20 protein-coding genes are annotated in these 19,814 nt (G+C 32.1%); 19 read left to right on the plus strand and 1 reads right to left on the minus strand.

Features of this window, described 5'->3' with window-relative positions; all coding sequences use genetic code 11:
- Window positions 1-88: 88 nt before the first annotated feature.
- From EFA47_RS02900 to rplK, 18 genes are all read left to right on the plus strand, one after another.
- Complete coding sequence (locus EFA47_RS02900) at window positions 89-826, plus strand: 6-carboxyhexanoate--CoA ligase (protein ID WP_122641932.1); 738 nt, start codon at window positions 89-91, stop codon at window positions 824-826.
- A gap of 137 nt (window positions 827-963) precedes the next feature.
- Window positions 964-1,122: a thiocillin/thiostrepton family thiazolyl peptide gene (locus EFA47_RS02905; protein ID WP_122641933.1), complete on the plus strand. Its 159-nt coding sequence runs from the start codon at window positions 964-966 to the stop codon at window positions 1,120-1,122.
- A 96-nt stretch (window positions 1,123-1,218) separates the two neighbouring features.
- The gene (locus EFA47_RS02910) at window positions 1,219-2,544 is read left to right on the plus strand and encodes a hypothetical protein (protein WP_122641934.1); all 1,326 of its coding nucleotides are present in this window, start codon (window positions 1,219-1,221) and stop codon (window positions 2,542-2,544) included.
- Window positions 2,541-4,232 carry a TOMM precursor leader peptide-binding protein gene (locus tag EFA47_RS02915; RefSeq protein ID WP_122641935.1) on the plus strand — a complete coding sequence of 564 codons (1,692 nt, stop codon included), beginning with the start codon at window positions 2,541-2,543 and terminating at the stop codon, window positions 4,230-4,232. The genes EFA47_RS02910 and EFA47_RS02915 overlap by 4 nt, the downstream gene beginning before the upstream one ends.
- A gap of 31 nt (window positions 4,233-4,263) precedes the next feature.
- On the plus strand, window positions 4,264-4,674 hold the full coding sequence (gene tnpA / locus EFA47_RS02920) for an IS66 family insertion sequence element accessory protein TnpA (RefSeq protein ID WP_122641481.1): 411 nt from the start codon (window positions 4,264-4,266) through the stop codon (window positions 4,672-4,674).
- The gene (gene tnpB, locus EFA47_RS02925; protein ID WP_072524981.1) at window positions 4,668-5,009 is read left to right on the plus strand and encodes an IS66 family insertion sequence element accessory protein TnpB; all 342 of its coding nucleotides are present in this window, start codon (window positions 4,668-4,670) and stop codon (window positions 5,007-5,009) included. Before tnpA ends, tnpB begins: the two co-directional genes overlap by 7 nt.
- A 143-nt stretch (window positions 5,010-5,152) precedes the next feature.
- Window positions 5,153-6,769 (plus strand): IS66 family transposase, encoded by a 1,617-nt coding sequence (gene tnpC, locus EFA47_RS02930; protein WP_122641480.1) that lies wholly within the window; start codon window positions 5,153-5,155, stop codon window positions 6,767-6,769.
- Window positions 6,766-7,137 carry a YcaO-like family protein gene (locus EFA47_RS02935; protein ID WP_164689908.1) on the plus strand — a complete coding sequence of 124 codons (372 nt, stop codon included), beginning with the start codon at window positions 6,766-6,768 and terminating at the stop codon, window positions 7,135-7,137. Before tnpC ends, EFA47_RS02935 begins: the two co-directional genes overlap by 4 nt.
- A 16-nt stretch (window positions 7,138-7,153) precedes the next feature.
- The gene (locus EFA47_RS02940; protein ID WP_122641937.1) at window positions 7,154-8,050 is read left to right on the plus strand and encodes a TOMM precursor leader peptide-binding protein; all 897 of its coding nucleotides are present in this window, start codon (window positions 7,154-7,156) and stop codon (window positions 8,048-8,050) included.
- Window positions 8,034-8,702 carry a hypothetical protein gene (locus tag EFA47_RS02945; protein ID WP_122641938.1) on the plus strand — a complete coding sequence of 223 codons (669 nt, stop codon included), beginning with the start codon at window positions 8,034-8,036 and terminating at the stop codon, window positions 8,700-8,702. Before EFA47_RS02940 ends, EFA47_RS02945 begins: the two co-directional genes overlap by 17 nt.
- Window positions 8,695-9,483 carry a SagB/ThcOx family dehydrogenase gene (locus tag EFA47_RS02950; RefSeq protein WP_122641939.1) on the plus strand — a complete coding sequence of 263 codons (789 nt, stop codon included), beginning with the start codon at window positions 8,695-8,697 and terminating at the stop codon, window positions 9,481-9,483. Before EFA47_RS02945 ends, EFA47_RS02950 begins: the two co-directional genes overlap by 8 nt.
- 13 nt (window positions 9,484-9,496) lie before the next feature.
- Window positions 9,497-12,058, plus strand: coding sequence for a lantibiotic dehydratase (locus EFA47_RS02955; RefSeq protein ID WP_122641940.1), 2,562 nt, complete (start codon window positions 9,497-9,499; stop codon window positions 12,056-12,058).
- Window positions 12,059-12,068: 10 nt separating this feature from the next.
- Window positions 12,069-12,971: an alpha/beta fold hydrolase gene (locus tag EFA47_RS02960; RefSeq protein WP_164689909.1), complete on the plus strand. Its 903-nt coding sequence runs from the start codon at window positions 12,069-12,071 to the stop codon at window positions 12,969-12,971.
- Window positions 12,971-13,864: a lantibiotic dehydratase C-terminal domain-containing protein gene (locus EFA47_RS02965; RefSeq protein WP_122641942.1), complete on the plus strand. Its 894-nt coding sequence runs from the start codon at window positions 12,971-12,973 to the stop codon at window positions 13,862-13,864. The genes EFA47_RS02960 and EFA47_RS02965 overlap by 1 nt, the downstream gene beginning before the upstream one ends.
- A 144-nt stretch (window positions 13,865-14,008) precedes the next feature.
- Entirely contained in the window at window positions 14,009-14,881 is an 873-nt protein-coding gene (locus EFA47_RS02970) for a hypothetical protein (RefSeq protein ID WP_122641943.1), read from the plus strand.
- A gap of 51 nt (window positions 14,882-14,932) precedes the next feature.
- Entirely contained in the window at window positions 14,933-15,685 is a 753-nt protein-coding gene (locus tag EFA47_RS02975; RefSeq protein ID WP_122641944.1) for an SAM-dependent methyltransferase, read from the plus strand.
- Window positions 15,686-15,688: 3 nt separating this feature from the next.
- On the plus strand, window positions 15,689-16,444 hold the full coding sequence (locus tag EFA47_RS02980) for an SDR family NAD(P)-dependent oxidoreductase (protein WP_206215507.1): 756 nt from the start codon (window positions 15,689-15,691) through the stop codon (window positions 16,442-16,444).
- A 664-nt stretch (window positions 16,445-17,108) separates the two neighbouring features.
- Window positions 17,109-17,537, plus strand: coding sequence for a 50S ribosomal protein L11 (rplK, locus tag EFA47_RS02985; RefSeq protein ID WP_122641945.1), 429 nt, complete (start codon window positions 17,109-17,111; stop codon window positions 17,535-17,537).
- 78 nt (window positions 17,538-17,615) lie between these two features.
- On the opposite strand, the gene EFA47_RS02990 is transcribed toward rplK, so the two are convergent.
- The gene (locus EFA47_RS02990) at window positions 17,616-18,389 is read right to left on the minus strand and encodes a MerR family transcriptional regulator (RefSeq protein WP_122641946.1); all 774 of its coding nucleotides are present in this window, start codon (window positions 18,387-18,389) and stop codon (window positions 17,616-17,618) included.
- A gap of 350 nt (window positions 18,390-18,739) precedes the next feature.
- Between EFA47_RS02990 and EFA47_RS02995 the strand changes: the two genes are divergently transcribed.
- Complete coding sequence (locus tag EFA47_RS02995; protein ID WP_122641947.1) at window positions 18,740-19,462, plus strand: LytR/AlgR family response regulator transcription factor; 723 nt, start codon at window positions 18,740-18,742, stop codon at window positions 19,460-19,462.
- The last annotated feature ends 352 nt before the right edge of the window (window positions 19,463-19,814 follow it).

The raw sequence follows: 19,814 nt of genomic DNA on the forward strand, positions 1-19,814 counted from the left end.
AAAATTCAACTTTTAAAAGAGTAAATTCATCATATTAAAAAAAAATAAAAGAAATAGTGGTATATATGTATATATAAGGAGGGGCAATATGTATAGCATAAAAATGAGAAGTAGTGCGGTTATTGAGAATAAGTCTAAACATATATCAGGTGCAGAAAAAATAGTAAATGAAAAAGATTTAGAATCAAATCTTTCTATTTTAGTAAGACGTGCATTAACGCATACAAGAGGAAAAGCTGATTTTATAAGTATTAAAGTTGAAAAAATTGAAGATAACATTATAAAAAGAATAGATGCATTGCCCGTATATGAAATTAAAGCAAATGATACTGAAGAAGCTAGAAAATATATAAATAAAATTTTGCATTTTATAGGTGTTTTTAATACTCAGATGGTGTGGAAAAGTATGAGAGAGAGTTATGAATTAAGAGGAGCTACATTATTAGGGATAAAGACAGGCACAAAATTGGAAAAAGATCGTACGAGGGGGATACGGGCAACATATCTGGATAGTGAAGTACCAATAGCAGCTCCCAAAGATCATTTTGCAGAAGCAATTGTATTAGCCAGCAAAGTAGCATATGCGCCAGGAATAATTGGAGAAATTTGTATTTCTGATGATCCTGAATGTACTACAGGTTATTTCGCTTCTTATAAATTGGGTTATGTAAGGGTTTATAATATGAAGAATTTAGGGGATCTGAATGGCGGACGTGTGTTTTTACATAATGAAAAATGTAAAGTTGAAGAAACAATTGAATTCATAGAAAATGAAAAAGTTTTGGTTCGTAATATTTGTAATTCAAACAATCCTTTTGTTATTTAGTACATAATAAAGATGATCTTTAATAAGGTAAATAAAAAATAAATTTGGATGATATAGTGGTTTTATAAAAATGAATGCGTTTTAGATGTAGTTTAACTACTTCTAAATAAATATAATTTTTAAGGAGGTGAACAGCAATGTCAGAATTTGAAAAGGCAATTGAAGGATTAGAGATTGAAGAACTTAAAGTATCCGATATGATGGTATCGGAAAGCATGACGGAGGAAGATGCTAAGCAAATTATGGGCGCTTCTTGTACCACATGTACTTGCACATGTAGCTGCTGTACGACATAGCTAATTGAGGAGAAATTAGTAGCAAGAGGCTGCGGATATTGGAAGAAGCAAATTGCTTTTCAAATATCTGCAGTCTTTTTGCAATAAGGAGATAATATGGATAAAGAAAATAAAATTATTTTAAATATAGATACATATGCTTTTTTAGATGGTAAGAAAATAATTTTAAGAAATAATAAAGGATATTTTGAGATAGAACTCACAGAAGCTAGAAAGGTTTTTGCTTATTTAGAAAGAAGAAAAATAAGTTTAATAGATATAAATATGTGCCAAAACACTCTATATGGAAAGCAATTACTAGCGGTAATTTCGTTGATGATAAATAGAAAGTTTGCTAGATTCAAAAAAGTTAAGGAAGACTCTATGAAGTTTGAGATAGAAAAAAATACAGAACTTTACCATATATGGATTAAAAGGGAAGAAGAAAAGAAAGATATATATGACCATATTTGGTTGTGCTTAGTGAATAGTAAGGTCTATGCTATCAGTAAAAAAGATCAATCATATATTATTGTTCCGGTTAAAAATCCTAAGGAGTTTTTTGAATTAAATAGGTATAAGGTTAAAATCGAAGCAGAAAATATAATTGATATTCCTCAAACAATATTTAAAACAGTGGCTTGGGCATCAAATAACAGTGAGTTTTTTGAGAATAAGTTTTTAAAAATTAGTGATAATCTTATAGAAGTATCAAGTGTAAGTAAACCATATATCGAAGATTCTAGAAGTATATTGAACTATTTTGAGAACAATGAAAAATGGTACTCCAGACGTATTTTAGATAGGAGTAATCTATGTCAAATAGGATTATCAAAATGGAATATCTTTATTAATGAGATTAAATTAACTATTTGTGGAGAAACGCATTTGCAAGCACAAAAAAATGCTGTTATCACTTTTTTTGAGGAGAAATATTCGTATTTGTTAAAAGATAATGAAGAAATAGTCTGTACTTTAATCGATGAGGAAAAAAATAATGTTACTATAGATATTTCCATTTATGGAGTGTTAAAGAAAATATATAAAACATTGCCTCTGGATTTGACATTTAAGGAAAGTAAAATATCTTTTATAAAAAATCCTAGAGTAAAATACTACGAAAACATTTTGATTAATCATAGTATCAATATAAGATATGCGTCTTTAATTCTAAATTCCGGAGTAGTTTTAGCTCAAATAAAGTGGAATAAGAATTATCAAGTGGGAATTGGCCTCTCATTTGAATCTGCAATAATATGCGCTTACAATAGTTTATTTATGAGTTGTTTAAACCGGAAGATAAGTAAAGTTCCATTTTATAGTTGGATGATTCAAGAGTGTAAAAATGAAAATATAACAAAGTATTTTAACAATAAAATATATGAAGAATGTATAGAAAAAAATAATCTATATGTAATTACAAAGGTAGGGAGAATATATTGATTAATGTAATTTATATTTATGGGGAATATAAAGAGGTTGATGATTTAATTAGAAACAATGACTTAAAAAAATACAAAAAAGTAACAAAAAAGGAACTAAGCACACTTGATAATTCTTCTTTGCTTATCATATTTTATAAAGGTTTAAATTTAGAGGAGTTTAATGAAATAGAAAAAAATTTGGATAATAAACAAAAATATATGTATATATGGAGCATTTTTAATTACATTTTTGTATCAAACTTTAGGTACAAAAATGATAAAGGATGTATAAATTGCTTATTTAAAAGGTGGATTACAACCAAGAAAGATAGTAAGGAATTAATGCACATGTCCACAATAAGTAATGTCAGTAGCGAATTTGAGATACCATTGGCTGTGCATGAGTATATTACGAAGTTTATACAAAAATATATTACTATACTTGAAAATAAAATATTGGTCATAGAAAAGAATAAGATGGTTATTACGGAAAAACAATTATTGCCTGTTTCAACTTGCCAACATTGTGGAAGTCTTGAAAATGATGATAGAGTTAATGCGAATAAGGATTTAGAGGAATTAAAGAAGGAGCAAAAAAAGTTTAGAAAATATTCTTTGGACGAAGTATTACCTAAATTAATGGAATTATATGTAGATGAAGAAATCGGGGTTATTAATTATGTCTTGGATGATGTAGAAGCACCATTTGCTGTAGCGGTTGCAAATTTACCGTCTATTATGGGAAAAGATGAGGTTGGAGTAGGGCGTACTAATGATTATTCAAAAAGTAGAGCAATAGCAATTTTAGAGGCATTAGAAAGATATTGTGGTTTAGAGCCGAGGGGGAAGAGGACATGTATAGTAAGTAGCTATGATGAAATTGATCCGTTAATTGCGATTGATCCATTAAAGCTGGGAATGCATACAGATGAGCAATATGAGAATTTGAACTGCGTATTTAAAAAGTTTGATAAAAAAGAAAAATTAAAATGGGTATATGGAGTTTCTGCAACGTTTTTAAAAGTAAGGCTTGTTCCAGAAAAGATAGCTTATTATGGATTACGATTGAGAGATAATGATTATAGTAATTTTGTATATGAAATATCTAATGGGTGTGCCGTAGGTGGGACGTTAAAGGAAGCAAGTTTAAGTGGTTTGCTGGAGGTTATAGAGAGAGATGCCTTTTTAAATGTATGGTATAACCAAATATCATTGAAAGAGCTAGATTTTGCGGCGCTGAAAAGTCAGGAAATTCTTTTGATGAAATTGAAATTTGAATATCTTTTCTCATATGAGCTACATGTGTTTGATATGCGATTAGATATAAATATTCCTTTGGTGCTTGTCGTTGCTAAAAGTCTGAAAGAATCGGATGAAAGTAATATGAATCTTATGTGTGCTGCAGGAATAGCAATAACATGGAAACAAGCAATCATGAATGCGTTACATGAATTATGTGACATTTATCCTGCATTGAACCAAAAATTTAAAGTAAGAAGAGATGAATTGGAGAGAATGAGTTCAGATTTTATGTTGGTAAGAACTATGGAAGATCATAGTTTGCTTTACGGACTGAAAAAAATGGAACAGCATTTCTCATTTCTTTTGAGAGAAAATAGATATGTTTGGGAAGTAAGCGCCAAATATTCCTGCGGATTTCCTGATCCTCAAGTTTTGCCTATAATTGTAGAGTCGAAAGATATTTAGACTATTTCACTACAATTATGGAGGATAGGTTATGGCAGGTACTCGCAAAGCCCGTGTTCCGATGGCGGAACAGATCAGGCTTATCAATGAATGCCGCCAGAGCGGCATGACAGATGCTGACTGGTGCCGTGAAAACGACATTGCAGTAAGCACCTTTTACAACTGGGTCAGCCGTTGCCGGAAAGCGGCAGCGGATCAGATCCCAGCAGCGAATTATGGTCATTCTCCGGTTCCCCGCCCGAAACAGGACGTGGTCCCCATTGACATTGTTCCGGATCACATCCCGGAACAGCATACAGCATCACAGATGCTAAACTCGCACCTTGACAATTCACATACGATCGAAGTTGCCATGAAGGATATCACAGTCCACATCAGCAATGATGCAGATCCGGTCCTGCTCACCAGGATATTCCGCCTGATTCAGGAGATCTCATGTTAGGGGATATCTCCGGACTTGAAAAGATCTACATTGTCTGCGGCTACACCGATATGCGGAAGTCCATTGACGGACTCTGTGCCGTTATCGAGGACCAGCTTAAGATGGATCCCTCGTCCAGTGCTCTCTTCCTTTTCTGCGGAAGAAGACGGGACAGGATCAAAGCCTTGTTCCGTGAACCGGACGGCTTCGTTCTGATCTATAAGCGGCTGTCTGTCCGCGGCGGCTATCAATGGCCCAGGAAGCAGTCGGAAGTCCGGAACCTTTCCTGGCGGGAGTTTGACTGGCTGATGTCCGGGATCGATATTGACCAGCCCAAAGCCCTCAAAGCAGAGTAAAAAATCATCTGGATCTTAGCAGAAATCCTGCACAGAAAAATACGGAAATCCCCTGTAGATTCGGCATTTTTCAGGAGCTATTTTCCTTTAGTAAAAGCCCCGTTTCTGATATAATAAAGGTATCAGAACCGAGGAGGGAAACGATGGCTTCCAGTGCAAAAGATATCCAGCTCAGAGAGCTGAAAGATACGGTATCACAACTGAAAACAATGGTATCCGAACAGACTGAACTGATCCGATCTCTCCGTCTTATCATTGACGAAAAATCCAGTCACGAGAAAGCGCTTCAGGAACAGGTAGATTATCTGACCAAAAAGCTTTTCGGCTCATCCAGCGAAAAAAGATCCGATGATATTCCGGGACAACAGAACCTTTTCGATGAAGCGGAAGTGGAAGAGGATCCATCCCTGCTGGAAGTAGAAACTGTGATCAAGGAACATACCCGTAAAAAGAAGGCAACCCACGAGGATCTCTTCAAAGGCCTGAAGGTTGAAAAAGTAGTGATCCCTCTTCCCGAAGAAGAACAGATCTGTCCGGTATGCGGCACACAGATGGTCCTGATCGGTGAGGAGTATGTCCGCCGGGAACTGGAATTCATTCCTGCCACCTGTAAAGTGATCGAATACTACAGCCAGAGTTACGGATGTCCATCCTGCAAGGAAGGACTCGGCGATACGGAAAAGCCTGTGATCATAAAGTCTCAGGTTCCGGCGGCTCTGGTTGGGAAAGGTCCTGCCTCAGCATCCACTGTTGCATGGACCATGTACCAGAAGTATGCCAACGGGCTTCCCCTTTACCGGCAGGAAAAAGACTGGAAGCAGTATGGGGCTCAGATCAGCCGGACCACCCTTGCCAACTGGATCATCTACTGTTCGCAGAACTATTTCCAGCCGATGTATGATTACTTTCATCGGGAGCTGCTGAAGCGCAGTTTTGCAATGGCAGATGAGACACGGGTCCAGGTGTTAAAAGAGGAAGGGCGCCAGGCCCAGACCCAGTCGTTCATGTGGCTGTTCCGAAGCGGCGAGGATGGACTTCCGGCGATCATCCTGTATGGCTATTCCCCTACCAGGAGTGGCAGCCATGCAAGGGAGTTTCTGGAAGGCTACAGCGGATACCTGGAAACGGATGGATATCAGGGATACAACAATCTTCCGAGGATCAGACGCTGCTCTTGTTGGGCGCATATCCGTCGATACTTTATCGACGCCGTTCCCAAAGGAAAACAGTATGACTACAGCCAGCCGGCAGTGCAGGGCGTCCAGTACTGCAACCGGTTGTTCGCCATTGAGGACTCCATTAACAAAAAGTATCCCGGTGATTATGAAAAGCGGAAGCAGCTGCGTCTCGAGAAGGAAAAACCCGTTCTGGAGGCTTTCTGGTCGTGGCTCGATCAGCAGAAGCCCGTCCGGAATACCCGGATGGATAAAGCCGTGAATTACGTTCTTAACCGACGTGATACAGCGGAGACTTATCTGGAAGACGGACGGTGCAGCTTTACCAATAATCTCAGTGAGAATGCAATTCGTCCATTCGCAGTAGGCCGGAAGAACTGGCTCTTCAGCAATTCCGTTGACGGAGCGAATGCCAGTGCGGTAGTCTACACAATGGTTGAGATGGCAAAAGCATACGATCTGAATATTTATGGATATCTTAAATTTTTACTGGAGCACCGGCCAAGTAAAGATATGACCGATGAACAGCTGGCAGAGCTGGCACCTTGGAGTGAAAAACTCCAATCTATCAAAAATCGCATGTGAATTATAGTGAATTACTCCAACTCGCAAAGGGCTGGAGTAATTTTGTATCCGACCGCATTAATATTTTGCGCTTACTTTGGGAATGTATTCCGAAAACAATCTTTGATAATATTAGCACTTTAGATAAAGTATTTGAAAAATTGGTAGGGATTTTACGAGATCAGGGTTTTGAGACGATTGTTATAAATCAAACGGCTGAGGAACTAAAAAAGGGAGGTCTATATTGTGTAAAAGTACTTGTGCCTGGATTTTTACCCATGACATTTGGTCATATTAATAGAAGAGTTGAAAATATCGAAAGACTTCATACAATAGGCAAGATATTTGGAGCGGAGCAGAATAGAATTATTCCGCACCCGTTTCCGTAAAAGTTAGGAGGAAGATATGGTATTAAATAGTAATATACAATGGAAAAATGTTGAAGGGCGAGGGTTTTTTAAGATTAATGGACGATTAATTGAAGTATGTGATCTTGACGTAAATACTCAAGAACGGTATTGGAATATCATTCAACATAATAGGATGAATTTGGATGCTTTGCAAGAAAAGTTTAATTCAGATACCGAGTTTAATAAGTTTTTCTGTTTTATTAGGATGATTGGTGGTTTGGAAAGTGGAAGTAATGAATGGACATGCTTTGAAAAAAGATACAGATTTAATGTGAATAATTTAGATAAAGCTATTAAAAATTTGAAAATTACTTTATTTAGTGATTACGACTTAAAAGAGTTTGTAAAAAAAGAATTATCTGATAATTTTATCGTAGAAGAAAAGGGTGCAAATTTTGGAATTATTGTCGGGCGTGAGGATAATATGTTGTCAATGCTGTCATTTAATACTGAACTAATTATTAAAAAAATTCCTTTTCTTATAATTCGTTTGGAACCATTTAAAATTTCTGTGGGGCCACTAGTTATACCTCATATGACGCCGTGCTTAAATTGTATCTATTTAAGTATGATACGAAATCAAAATAATACAGAATATAGACAAATAAATTCTTACTTTCCAGCTTCCCAACAAAAGATACCGGATATAACAATCAAAACTGGAGTAAAGATAGCTCAATTACACATTTTAAAGTTTTTAATTAGAAAAGAGAAAAATCAGAACGCTTTAAAGATAATTAATAATATTTTAGAATATGATTTTTATAATGATGAAATAGAATGGCATCCTGTTACAAAGGATTTAAATTGTCAAGTATGTCAAACTAAAGAAGAAAAATATAAAAGTAATAATTGGTTGAATGTGGGCGGAAAATATGAAGGAAATATATAAAAGAATAGTAGATGAACAATATGGTATTATACAAAAACTGATACCGCTGAATACATACTATGCAAGTGATGTTTTTATTTATTCCGCAATAGGAAGTGCATCACCCGAGATCTGTGGCATAATTGGGTATGGAGAAACAGCAGAGGCTGCTAAAAATAAAGCGGTAGAACAATATTTGGCTCGATATTTTGCACAGGAAATGTATATAAAGCAAGTACGCTGTGATAAAGATTATTTCTGGACAGTTGGTTGTGATCTAGAAAGTGGAATATATAGTGCCAAAAAAGTATGTATTGAAAGTGCGATAAAGAACCAAGAAATTACACTTGAACGTTATACAACATATAAAAAATATGATTGGATAGTAAATATAGCTGTAGTAGATATAGGAAAACAAAGGAATTTTCTTGTAGATGTGGGAAAATCTATAGAAGAAGTTAATAATGGTATTGAAGCTAAGTATCAGGTAATTAGAAGTCTCTATTTTAATATGGGTGAGAATTTTAAAGCAGATTTTTTGTTATGCGGTGATAATTTTGAAAGTGGTATATATAGTGTTAAATGTGCGTTTGATTCTAGCGTGAAACCTATAATGTATATCCAAGATTTATATTTATGTCGGGTAAATAGGGAGGCGATAATTAATGAATGAAGCAAATGTCCGCATATTGGCAAATTATTATGCAAACAAAAAATGTAATAAGCAATCTCTGGCAAAACAATACCATATAAATTCTAAGCTATCCACAGTGCTGACAGAAGAGAGCATTATACAAGCATCATCCCTAGTAATGAATAAGACATTTTCACAAGCAATACGTAATTCGGAAAAAAATTATCCGCTTTGTGAAAAGATAAGTTTACCAAAGGTGGAGAAGATAGAGGATTCTCTTTATAACTGTATTATTCGTAGAAAATCACATAATACCAAGACTGATAACATTAAATTGACTTTAAATGATATTTCGACATTATGCTGGGCCGCCTATGGAATTATAGATAGCAAAAATATACGTCGAAGTGTTCCTTCAGCTGGTGCTTTGTATCCTTGTGAAATTTATATGTTATCTGTGGATTCAGAAATACCACATGGATTATACCATTATAGTAGCTTTAAACATCAACTAGAAACAATGAGAAGTGAAAAAATTAATTTAGAAACCTTATTTACATCAACAATAGGGTTAGAACACGCATCAATAGTTTTTGTGATTACAGCTATATTTGATAGAGCCTTTTTTAAATATGGAGAGAGGGCATATAGATTTATAATGATAGAGAGTGGGGAAATTGTGCAAAATATATCTCTTGCAGCCACTGCATTAGGTTACGATGCGACGGCACATGGCGGAACCGCTGATTATGAGTTAGAAGATTTTATAAAGATTGATGGAACTAGTGAGTCAGTACTAATTGGAATCGGAATTTCATGAGAGAAAGGAAATTATGAATAATAAAAAGGGAAAGGTTTTTTTGGTTCGCATTGCTGGAATTACACTAGATGAATTGGATTTTTACTCGATGTTCAAAACGTTAGAATACAGAAAAAAATATAAGCAAAAAGAATTGGAGTTACAGCTGTTGGAGAATGAATTGACAGAAAAATTATACTTATTTATTCAACAGATATCTGATCAAGATATAAAAAAAGTATGCATAAACATAAAGCGGGATATACACAACAGACGTACACGAAAAGTAAAAAAATATGAATTATTGCAGTTACTACCATCGGAGATAGGATCCTTAATAAACGAATGGATTGATATGCAAAATAATATGCAGCTTGAAAAAGAAAAGCTTAATATTATTTTTAAAAATGAAATTCGTTGTATAAGGAAAAAAATTAAAAGTTTCTGTACTGTTAATAACGAGTTTATAGAAGGACTATTGGTAGCTAATTTTGATTTATATAATAGAATGCTAGAGTATACAAAGCAGGAGGAAATAACAAGTAGAAAACTTAAGAATACTGAGATATCACTAACTAATTATATTAGCCGTATGGCATATAAACCAAGTCCGTTTGCTAGTTTTGCTGGTGTATCATATGGAAGTACAGGGACAATGAATCATTATAATGACAATTTCATTTTAAAAAAATCAATTCGATGTAATATTTCCTTGTTAAAATATATAGAGAATAAAATACTTCAAACAGAGGAAGGATTTATAAATAGTTATTTTTCAATTAATAGCACACTTATATCCCAAAACGGAAAAGCATATTTAATAAATAGAAATATCGAATGCTTAGAATTGACTAGAGAATTTGAAAACATTAACGTTTTTGATATGGGAATTGTGGTAGAGCATATAGTTTCTCTTTATTCAAAAAAGACCATTTATACATATAAAGAAATTTGTTGCTCATTTTTTGAAAAATGGAATACTTCTAAACCAAATGTTTTAAAAATAATAAAGCAACTTGTAGATGTTGGCTTGCTGCAAAATTACTTAGTGACACCAAACCAAGATTATTATTATTTAAATAGATTATATAAAGTTACAAAATGTATGCAAAGTAAGGTGGCAAGGGAATGCCATAGTATTTTTCGCGAATTACTTGAGATACAAAATAAAAATAGTTTATCTTTAAAACAAATGATAAAAATCAGAGAAATAACTGATAGAGTATGGAATGTCTTTTCGATAGAAGGCATGCAAAAGTATACACCAGTTTTTGAAGATATGGCATTTCAAAATGTAGATTTAACTATTGAAGAGAAGGCTATTTTAAATAACAATAATACCTTTTCAGAGATAAAATTATTCATGTCAGTTTTTGATGACAGCATATTACAAAAAATTGCCTTGCAATTGATCTATGAAGAAGAAAAGGGTGAATATATATCCATATTTGATTTTTATAAGAAATATTGTCAGGAAGATAAATTAGAATTATGGAGGAAAATTAAATCTACAAATTTATATCATAATATTCATCAATTAAGGCAAGAGATTTATGATTATTTATTCCAATTAATTGAATCTGGACAAAAGGAGGAGGTATCTATTGACCAGAGCTGGATGAAAAATTTAATCGATAGAATCCCTAAAGAATTATTAAATGAAAGTCAATATTCTATGTATGTACAACCTATCCATGAAAATGATAAAGTTAGCTTTATAATTAATAAAATGGGGCCTGGAATGTATAGACATTTTTCGAGGTATTTAAATTTATTTCAGGATTATAATATGGGAGGATTAAAGCGATATATAGAGAAGCAGTATCAAGAATTTGAAAAGAAAAATAGCGTTATTTTGATGGATATAAACGCAATCTTTGGATTAAATATTAATGTGCATACTAATGTCTTGAAATCGGAATTTACATATCCAAGATCTTGCCCCAATGTGGGGGTGCGGCAAATTCGATTAAATGACATAGTTGTTCATAGAAATCTAAACGATAATTTAATTGGATTATATGAAAAGAAAAGTGATAAGAGAATTGAAATAGTGCCACTTGGTTTTCTTTTTTCCATGATTGCCCCCCAAATGTACTCTTTCTTATCACTATTTTCTAGAGCAAATGGTGTGGAATACTCTTTTTGGAGTAAAGTAATATGTGAGCAAAAAGGAAAGACAAATATAAGTATTCTCCCTAGACTATCTTATAAAAATATTATAATTGACAGAAAAACATGGTGCGTAAAAGCAGGGGAATTTAATAATATTGATAGTATGGAGGATTTTTTTACTAATTTAGATGTATTGAGACATAGAGGAATTAATAATGAAGTATTTGTTAAGGCATCTAGCGTGTTAGATTCATTTGAAGAAGAATATGTAGTATCTGATTTTGAAAAATGGATGAATGAAGTTAAAAATACAAAATTAAGAAAGCCACAATATATTAATTTCAAAAGTTTTTTTCATCAAAAAGCATTTATAAAAATAATAAGTCAATGTGAACATAATGTAATGCTTCAGGAAGTACTTCCCAATATAAATAATACTTTTTGTAAGGGAAGAAGGATAATGGAATTTCTTATTGAATAGAGGTGCAATGATGGGAAAATATTATTTAATTAATGGGCATAAGCTATATGTAGAAATATTTGGAGATCCCCAAAAAGAACCTATACTTTATATTCATGGGAAGCCAGGAATTGGTGTTATTGATTTAATGGAATTTCAAAAAGAATATTTCAAAAATGAGTTTTTTATTATAGCACCAGAGCAATATGGTGTTTGGCGTTCTGAATCTATAGAGGAAACGAAGCAGTGGGGGATAGAACAAATTATTGAAGACTATGAGATAATCAGAAAAAAATTAAATATTAAGTCTTGGAATATACTGACTCATTGCATCGGATCGTTTTGCGCTATGAAATATGTGCAAAGATATGGGTGCTATGTAAAAAAAGTTATTTTTGAAAGTCCTATAATCGATGTAATGGAATCGAATAAAAGTATTATTAAATACCAGTTAGAACTAATTTCTGAATTAAAAGGATATAAAGTAAGTAAAAACTATTTGGAACAAATTAAGAAGATATCTACTATAAGAGATTTAAAGAAGTTTATGCTAGAGTTACAAGAAGAGGTTGGCGAAAGTAAAAATTCGTTTATTATGTATTCCGGAACAATGAGTAGAATAAATAATGTAAAATGTATGGATGGGAATTACAAAAAATATCATAAAAATTCTTATATTACAGGTGAGCGCTTATGCAAAGAATATTATTCATTTTTTTGGCAGCAGTACGTGGAAAATTTAAAATCACACAAGTGTTTAATATTAGTTGGCAGGCAGGATACAATGGTAAATATTACTATTCTAAAAGATTTTATTATGCGGCTTGGTAATAGTTGTGAATGCCACTATATTGATGAATGTAAACATTGGATTAAAATTGATCAGCCAGAGATATATAGTCATATTATCAGGGCATTTATAGGGAGAATCTAATGAGAAAATGGTATCAATGGAATATATATTATTATGGTGATATGGATGAGTTTATTAATAGCTATTTAAGAATAGTTATAAAAAATTGTAAAAAAATAGACGATGATTTGGAATGGTTTTTCATACGTTATTGGTCAGGTGGGCCACATATTCGATTAAGAATTAATTGCCCAGAAGAAGTAATGTTTTGTATTGAGAAAATAATCAAGGATCAAGTTAACAGTGTAGAAGAAATTAATATAACAATTTGGGATAAGGAAGAGATTATAAAACAACAACGAGTTTTGGCAATGCGGGAAAAAGCAAAGATTCCAGATGCTATATTTGTAAATAAAAGTATTATAAAAGATAATTATATTCCAGAAACACTAAAGTATGGAGTTGGTTTGGTACTTGAGAATTCAGAAAAGATTTTTGTTTTATCGAGTGAAATGAGTTTACGACTAGTTTCTAGAGGAAAATTTAAGGAGCTCAAATATTTTTATTCAATTATATGTTTCATGAAATATATTCGACTAGTAACAGAGTATGATAAAACAAATATATGTAATGTCTATATCAAAATTTGGTCTGACTATATCGGTATATCGTCTAATATAATTAGGAGAAATTTAGAAGATAAAATAGTAATAGAAGGTGAAAAGGTTATATCGGTTCTTGAAAAAATAGAGGGATATGACAGAGATATTGATGAAGACATATGGGATTTAAAAATATCTATGTTATTAGAACAGCAAAAAAGGTTAATAAATTGTTCTAGTGAATATCTATCTATTATTTTTAACTACATTCATGTTAATAATAATAGATTGGGAATTACTCCTTATGAGGAAATATATGTTGCACTTTTGGTGCAGTATCTACAAAAAAATGATAAAGAGTATTGTGTATAAATTAATGGAGATGATTTGAGACATGATATTGTTAAATTATAAATTACTAAGGGATTTGGAGGTGCAGTTACACTGGTATCTCTTATAAAGAAAGTGGATGTGGAGTATATAAAATGTTAAGTAATGTACCATGGAGGATGAACAATGGAAGCAATATTATTAAAAGAAAATGAAGCTAAAATATATGAGGGAGTATACAGAATTGGAGAAAAAGTAAGAGAAAGTGGGATAAAAAATAATCAATTTTTTTTTACTAATAGAGTTATCTCTGAAAACGAAAATGAAGCTGTGATATATTTTGAAAAAAATTTTAACTTACATAATTTAGGAAGAACAATTATTGAATGTGAATTCAATGAAGCTGAAAATAATTTTGGGGTATTAGGAAATAAATTTTTAATGAATTTCTATCTTATAATGAACGGGATAGCATTACAAAATGTTTTAATACCATATGCCGAGAAATTAGTTCATGCATTACATATTTTAATTGAAGCAGCTGTGTGGAACTATGGTTGTATAGAAAGAGGATATCTATCCTTCGCTTCACATGTAAATGGATTTTTTACTAGATGGGTAGATATGAAATCAGTAAAAGAGGTGTTTGAAGAACGATATTCTATCTATAAGCCTATTGTCAAAAAGATTTTAGAAGGCAATGAAAAGCCTATTTTGCAAAATATTGAAAAGGAATTAACCTTATTGAAAATGCAGGCAATTAGAAGTTTTGAGGTAAGAAAATTAGAATTTCCCAATAAATCTAATTTAGGAAATCCAGATATTTTGCTTAGAAGTAAATTTCATTTAACTATTAATGATAATTTACTATTTAGAAAATATATGAATGAAAATCTTGACTTTTTAGCTTCCCGTTTATTTACAATTTTTTTCTACTTGTATAACAAAAAAATAGGAGTTAAAAATATTGATCGATATTTGCTCGCATATTTGATTTACAGGGGAGTAGAGGATATGTATGGTTTAAATGCTATAGAAATTATAAGTAATTTTAAATGATACATATAAATTTAGTTATTATACAATTTATGGATTTTGAGGGAAAAATAAATGAAGAAAGTAGAGCGATTTTATAATTCCGTAGATGATATATGGAAAAGAAATTCAACTAAGGACTATCATGTTGGATATTATGAAAAAAATGATGATACTATTATTCAAGCACAGAAAAAAGTCATAAAGAAGGTAGCAAATAGTTTAGAGGTAAAGGAGAACGATATATTACTTGATGTGGGGTGTGGTTCAGGAAATGCTGCATATGAGATTGGTAATATAATTAATTGTAATGTTATAGGAATTAATATATCAGAGAAGCAACTGGCAGATTGTATAGAATATCAGAAAAAATCTCATAGAAAAATAGTATTTTACAGAATGGATGCATGTATGATGAAATTCCCAGCTTCTTTTTTTGATGGTATTTATGCGATTGAGAGTATTATGCATATGGAGCGTAAATGTGTAATAAATAATGTCTATAACTCTCTTAAACCCAAAAAGAAATTCGTGTTTACTGATTGGTATATAAATAAGATATTAAGCGCCGCCGAAAAAAATTTAATTGCTGAGTTAATCCAGAGTAATTATATTGGGATAGAAGAGTACAGAAAAATACTTTCAGAAAGTAGGTTTAGTGAAGTACAGATAGAGGATTGGAGTGCTCAGGTCTTACCAACATATGATGTATGGAAGCCTGATGAATATTTATTCTGCTTAAATGCAAAATTGGCAACTAAAATTCAGAATTTAGTCGAGATAGCACAGGAAAAATTAGGTTATTGTGAAGTAATAGCGAGAAAGTAGGGCATGATGGATAACAATAGAAATTTTCTGGGAAGAAGAGTTTTTATTTCAGGGGCGGCAAGTGATATAGCATTTGCTATAGCTGAAGAATTTTTTTTGCGGGGGGCAGATCTGATATTGAGTGATCATCCTGATAAAAAGGAGAAACTTTTTATTAGTAAGAGTAGTTTAGATAAGATAGGAGATGGTATAATTGATATTTTGCAGTTAGACCTTATGTGTGTACAAGATATACAAAGAGTTAAACAAACATGTGATATCTTAATTAATTGTGCTGGGAATAATATTTTTAAGCCTTTAGTAGAAATAAATGAAGAAGATTGGGATAATGTGATTGATGTCAATATAAAGGGTACGTTTTTTTTAACACAGAGAATTGCGAAGAATATGATCGAACATAGGAAGAATGGACGGATCGTGAGCATCGGGTCACAACATGGCGTAGTAGCTAATGGCTTAAGGACACCATATTGCATAAGTAAATTTGGTCTGGTAGGACTTACAAAAGTAGCAGCTTTAGAACTGGCTCAATATAATATATTAATTAACTGTGTGTCACCGACTTACGTATTGACAGAAAAGAGCAAAGATTTTTTATTGAATCATTCTGTAAAGATGGATTATTTGCCACGCATACCTTTACATAGATATGCCAGATCATCTGATATAGCGAGAACCGTTCTCTTTTTATGTGATGAACGTAATGAGATGATAACTGGGGAAAATATAATGGTTGATGGTGGATATACGATATATTAGAAGAAAGGATTTAGAGAAAAATAAGAATTTAGAAGCGTTAAATGAAGAGGTAAATTTTGTTTATATCCTGATGTCTGCATTTATAAGACTTATTTCAGTTTTAGAGAATTTACCTTTGCCATAAATTACTACATAATTAGTTTTTAGAATAGAGGTATCCATAACACACACAGAATATCATGTAAGATTTAGTTCGGTTACAAAAATTTAACCTTACAATTGGGAATCAACTATTACATTTTATAAAATTATAAAAACACTATTGACATTTACGTAGCGTAAAGGTTTATAGTTGAGTTGTCCTAAACACTACAATGAATAGGAATGTGGCAGTGTATGGTATATTTATATAAGGATATTTGCCAGTTACTAGGAGTGTATTCCAGAACATTAAGATATTATGGGGAGCAGGGAGTGCTATCATCGGAGTAAGAATATACCCGGTTATTGTAATTCTCAGTAAAGACATATAAAAAGGTAGTTCTGATTCTAATATATAAGAGACAGGATAAAAACCAAGAGTTGAATTGTAAAAGTCTGTTATATCTAATGCTTAGATAAATGAATTGCCTTCTCAATTAAAGCAGAAAAAAGAAAATAATTAATATATTAATGATTTGGAAAAGCGGATAAGTAAATTGAGGAAAGAGAAAGGAAATTAGTTATGGCAAAAAAAATTAAACGTGTAGTAAAATTAAAATTAAATGCAGGAAAGGCAACACCTGCTCCACCGGTGGGCACGTCGTTAGGTCCAACAGGCATTAATTTAGCTGGATTTTGTAAAGAATATAATGATTTGACGAGAGATAAAGTAGGAACAATTATACCAGTGGAATTAACGATTTATGAAGATTGTACTTATTCTATACAATTAAAAACCCCTCCCACATCATCATTATTAAAGCAAGCAGCCCGTATAAGTAAAGGTTCTGGAACAACTAAAAGAGATATTGTCGGCACCATCACAAAGACACAATTAAAAGACATTGCTGAAATTAAAATGCCAGATTTAACGGCTGCGAGTTTAGAGGCGGCAATGTCTATGATAGAAGGAACTGCAAAGAGTATGGGGATTAAGGTAACAGACGATTAATTAGGCGGATTTGTTCAAGTAAAAAAGGTAAAAGGACTGTAGTGTTACAGTCCTTTTACCTTTTGTGAATTCATGATTTTAATTATAAATAGATTCTTTAACATAATATGTAATAATATCAAATAGTAACTGAGCACAGCCATTAGTATGTATATCATAATATTCTTTGAAACGTGTGTCAGCAACATATTTTTCGGCAATCGATAGGTATATTTCGGGAGTGAGGGGAGAAAGCATATAGCTCAACCATTCTTTATGGCGGATAAAAGTGTCATGAGCTAATAGAGAAGGAACCCCTGTTTTATTTTTCATCATTTTTTCTAGATTATATTTAATATATCTTTCCAAAGCATTTATCTCAGATATTTCATAGAATGTCATAGATGATGTTTTGGTTTTGTATGTATCTAATTGCTGTGCTGAATATAAACGGACTAATTCATTTTGGTATTTTGAAAAATCTCCTTCGCGAAACCGCTTTTGTAATCCTATAAAACGTTCATAATCCTGAATTGGAATGTTATTAGTCTCGTTTTCAATGGTTTTATGTATATTTTCAATAATAGTATCAATTTCTCTTTTTTGCTGTTCTAGTAATAATAAATGACTTTTTAACATTTCAATCATATTAAATCCATCAGAATTTAGTATTTGAGAAATCGCAGTTAGTTCAAGTCCAAATTGGCGCAGAAAAAGGATTTGCTGTAAACGTTTGAGTTCTTTCTCGCCGTATATACGATATCCAGAAGAATTGATATTTAAAGGTTTTAATAACCCTATTTCATCATAATAGCGCAATGTCCGACTACTTATGCAAGCTAATTTTGCTAATTTTGTGATTGTATATTCCATCGTATAACCTCCCTATATACTGTATATGATAAAATAAAACCTGTCAATAAAATGACATATATACATAAAAAATTCATTATATGGGTTATATGTTAAGAAAGAAAAAACTGAAACAAAAACGTATTATTCTTTCTATTATAATCGTGAGAAAATAAAAAGTTACGAGCAAAAGCACATTTTCAACGTATATCAGTGCGCCAAGTAAAGTTATTCTATAATATTAATGGGGTATTCCAATGGAATGTGTTGAATGACAAGGAAAAGGTGAGGATTATTATTTAATAGAGCAAAATGTTTCTATTGTGTAGTAAAATTGAAAATTTGAAACATGGGATGGTTAGGTGATTATAATGGTTAAAATTGCCGTTTGCGATGACAATGTTAATATGGCAGCTGAACTAGAAGCATTATTATTAGAGATTGAAACGTTGTATAAAATAGATATGGACATAGACATTTTTTTTGATGGGAAAACCTTATGTAATTCAATAGAACTGGGTAATAAATATGATATGATATATTTGGATATTCGGATGAAAGAAGTTAATGGGATATCGGCAGCTAAAAAAATCAGAGAAAAAGATTTGGATACAATTTTAATATATGTGTCTAGTTATGACAGTTATTTAAAACAACTGTTTGAGGTACAACCGTTCAGATTCTTAGATAAACCTGTAGATAGGGAACGGTTTTGTAGCACTTTTATAAAAGCATATCAAAAAATAATGGATAATAGTATTTTTTTTCAATACAAATTTAATAAAGAGATATATAGAGTGCCAGTTAAGGAGATTATGTATTTTGAAAGTGATAATAGGGTTATTCATTTAGTAATGGAGACAAGAATAGATCGGTTTTATGGAAAATTAAATGTTGTGGAGGAGTGGTTCCGCAACTCTAAGATGGTTTTTCTCAGAATCCATCAATCGTATTTGGTTAACTTTACTTATATAAAATGTATGGGATTTACAAAATTGGAGCTGTTTAATGGAAAGGTATTACCAATTAGTGATGAAAGACAAAAGAAAATCCGAGATAAGTATTGTTCATTTATTGGAGGAGAACTAAGTTAATCAATCTTGAATTGAAATACTAAAAACGAAGCTTACTATTAATTCTATAAATACAAATAAGACTATTAGTATTAAATCATATATGTACGGTTTATTAGTCTATGCATATAAAACTTTGGAAGATATAAGCATTGAAACACAGATAAACAATGTATTTGCAAACGGAATCCCCGAAATTACTATCACATATAAGGATATCAAAATACCTAAGCACAAATCACATAAACAGATGGAGAATATTTTATTTAAATACTGAGTGATGAATGGTATTATTTTATCCACAAGAATGAAGCTAAAAATTTTTATATATGATTTGCAGATAAGGGTTTGTCGACTTATGTCCATTTCTGTG

The sequence above is a fragment of the Luxibacter massiliensis genome (assembly GCF_900604355.1).
GTDB lineage: Bacteria > Bacillota > Clostridia > Lachnospirales > Lachnospiraceae > Luxibacter > Luxibacter massiliensis.

Coding starts and splice junctions, on each gene's coding strand:
- EFA47_RS02910 (WP_122641934.1), top strand. CDS start 1,219: ATGGATAAAGAAAATAAAATTATTTTAAATATAGATACATATGCTTTT.
- tnpB (WP_072524981.1), top strand. CDS start 4,668: ATGTTAGGGGATATCTCCGGACTTGAAAAGATCTACATTGTCTGCGGC.
- EFA47_RS02975 (WP_122641944.1), top strand. CDS start 14,933: ATGAAGAAAGTAGAGCGATTTTATAATTCCGTAGATGATATATGGAAA.
- EFA47_RS02990 (WP_122641946.1), bottom strand. CDS start 18,389: ATGGAATATACAATCACAAAATTAGCAAAATTAGCTTGCATAAGTAGT.
- EFA47_RS02950 (WP_122641939.1), top strand. CDS start 8,695: ATGAATGAAGCAAATGTCCGCATATTGGCAAATTATTATGCAAACAAA.
- EFA47_RS02900 (WP_122641932.1), top strand. CDS start 89: ATGTATAGCATAAAAATGAGAAGTAGTGCGGTTATTGAGAATAAGTCT.
- EFA47_RS02960 (WP_164689909.1), top strand. CDS start 12,069: ATGGGAAAATATTATTTAATTAATGGGCATAAGCTATATGTAGAAATA.
- EFA47_RS02965 (WP_122641942.1), top strand. CDS start 12,971: ATGAGAAAATGGTATCAATGGAATATATATTATTATGGTGATATGGAT.
- EFA47_RS02970 (WP_122641943.1), top strand. CDS start 14,009: ATGGAAGCAATATTATTAAAAGAAAATGAAGCTAAAATATATGAGGGA.
- tnpC (WP_122641480.1), top strand. CDS start 5,153: ATGGCTTCCAGTGCAAAAGATATCCAGCTCAGAGAGCTGAAAGATACG.
- EFA47_RS02980 (WP_206215507.1), top strand. CDS start 15,689: ATGATGGATAACAATAGAAATTTTCTGGGAAGAAGAGTTTTTATTTCA.
- rplK (WP_122641945.1), top strand. CDS start 17,109: ATGGCAAAAAAAATTAAACGTGTAGTAAAATTAAAATTAAATGCAGGA.
- EFA47_RS02945 (WP_122641938.1), top strand. CDS start 8,034: ATGAAGGAAATATATAAAAGAATAGTAGATGAACAATATGGTATTATA.
- EFA47_RS02905 (WP_122641933.1), top strand. CDS start 964: ATGTCAGAATTTGAAAAGGCAATTGAAGGATTAGAGATTGAAGAACTT.
- EFA47_RS02955 (WP_122641940.1), top strand. CDS start 9,497: ATGAATAATAAAAAGGGAAAGGTTTTTTTGGTTCGCATTGCTGGAATT.
- EFA47_RS02940 (WP_122641937.1), top strand. CDS start 7,154: ATGGTATTAAATAGTAATATACAATGGAAAAATGTTGAAGGGCGAGGG.
- tnpA (WP_122641481.1), top strand. CDS start 4,264: ATGGCAGGTACTCGCAAAGCCCGTGTTCCGATGGCGGAACAGATCAGG.
- EFA47_RS02995 (WP_122641947.1), top strand. CDS start 18,740: ATGGTTAAAATTGCCGTTTGCGATGACAATGTTAATATGGCAGCTGAA.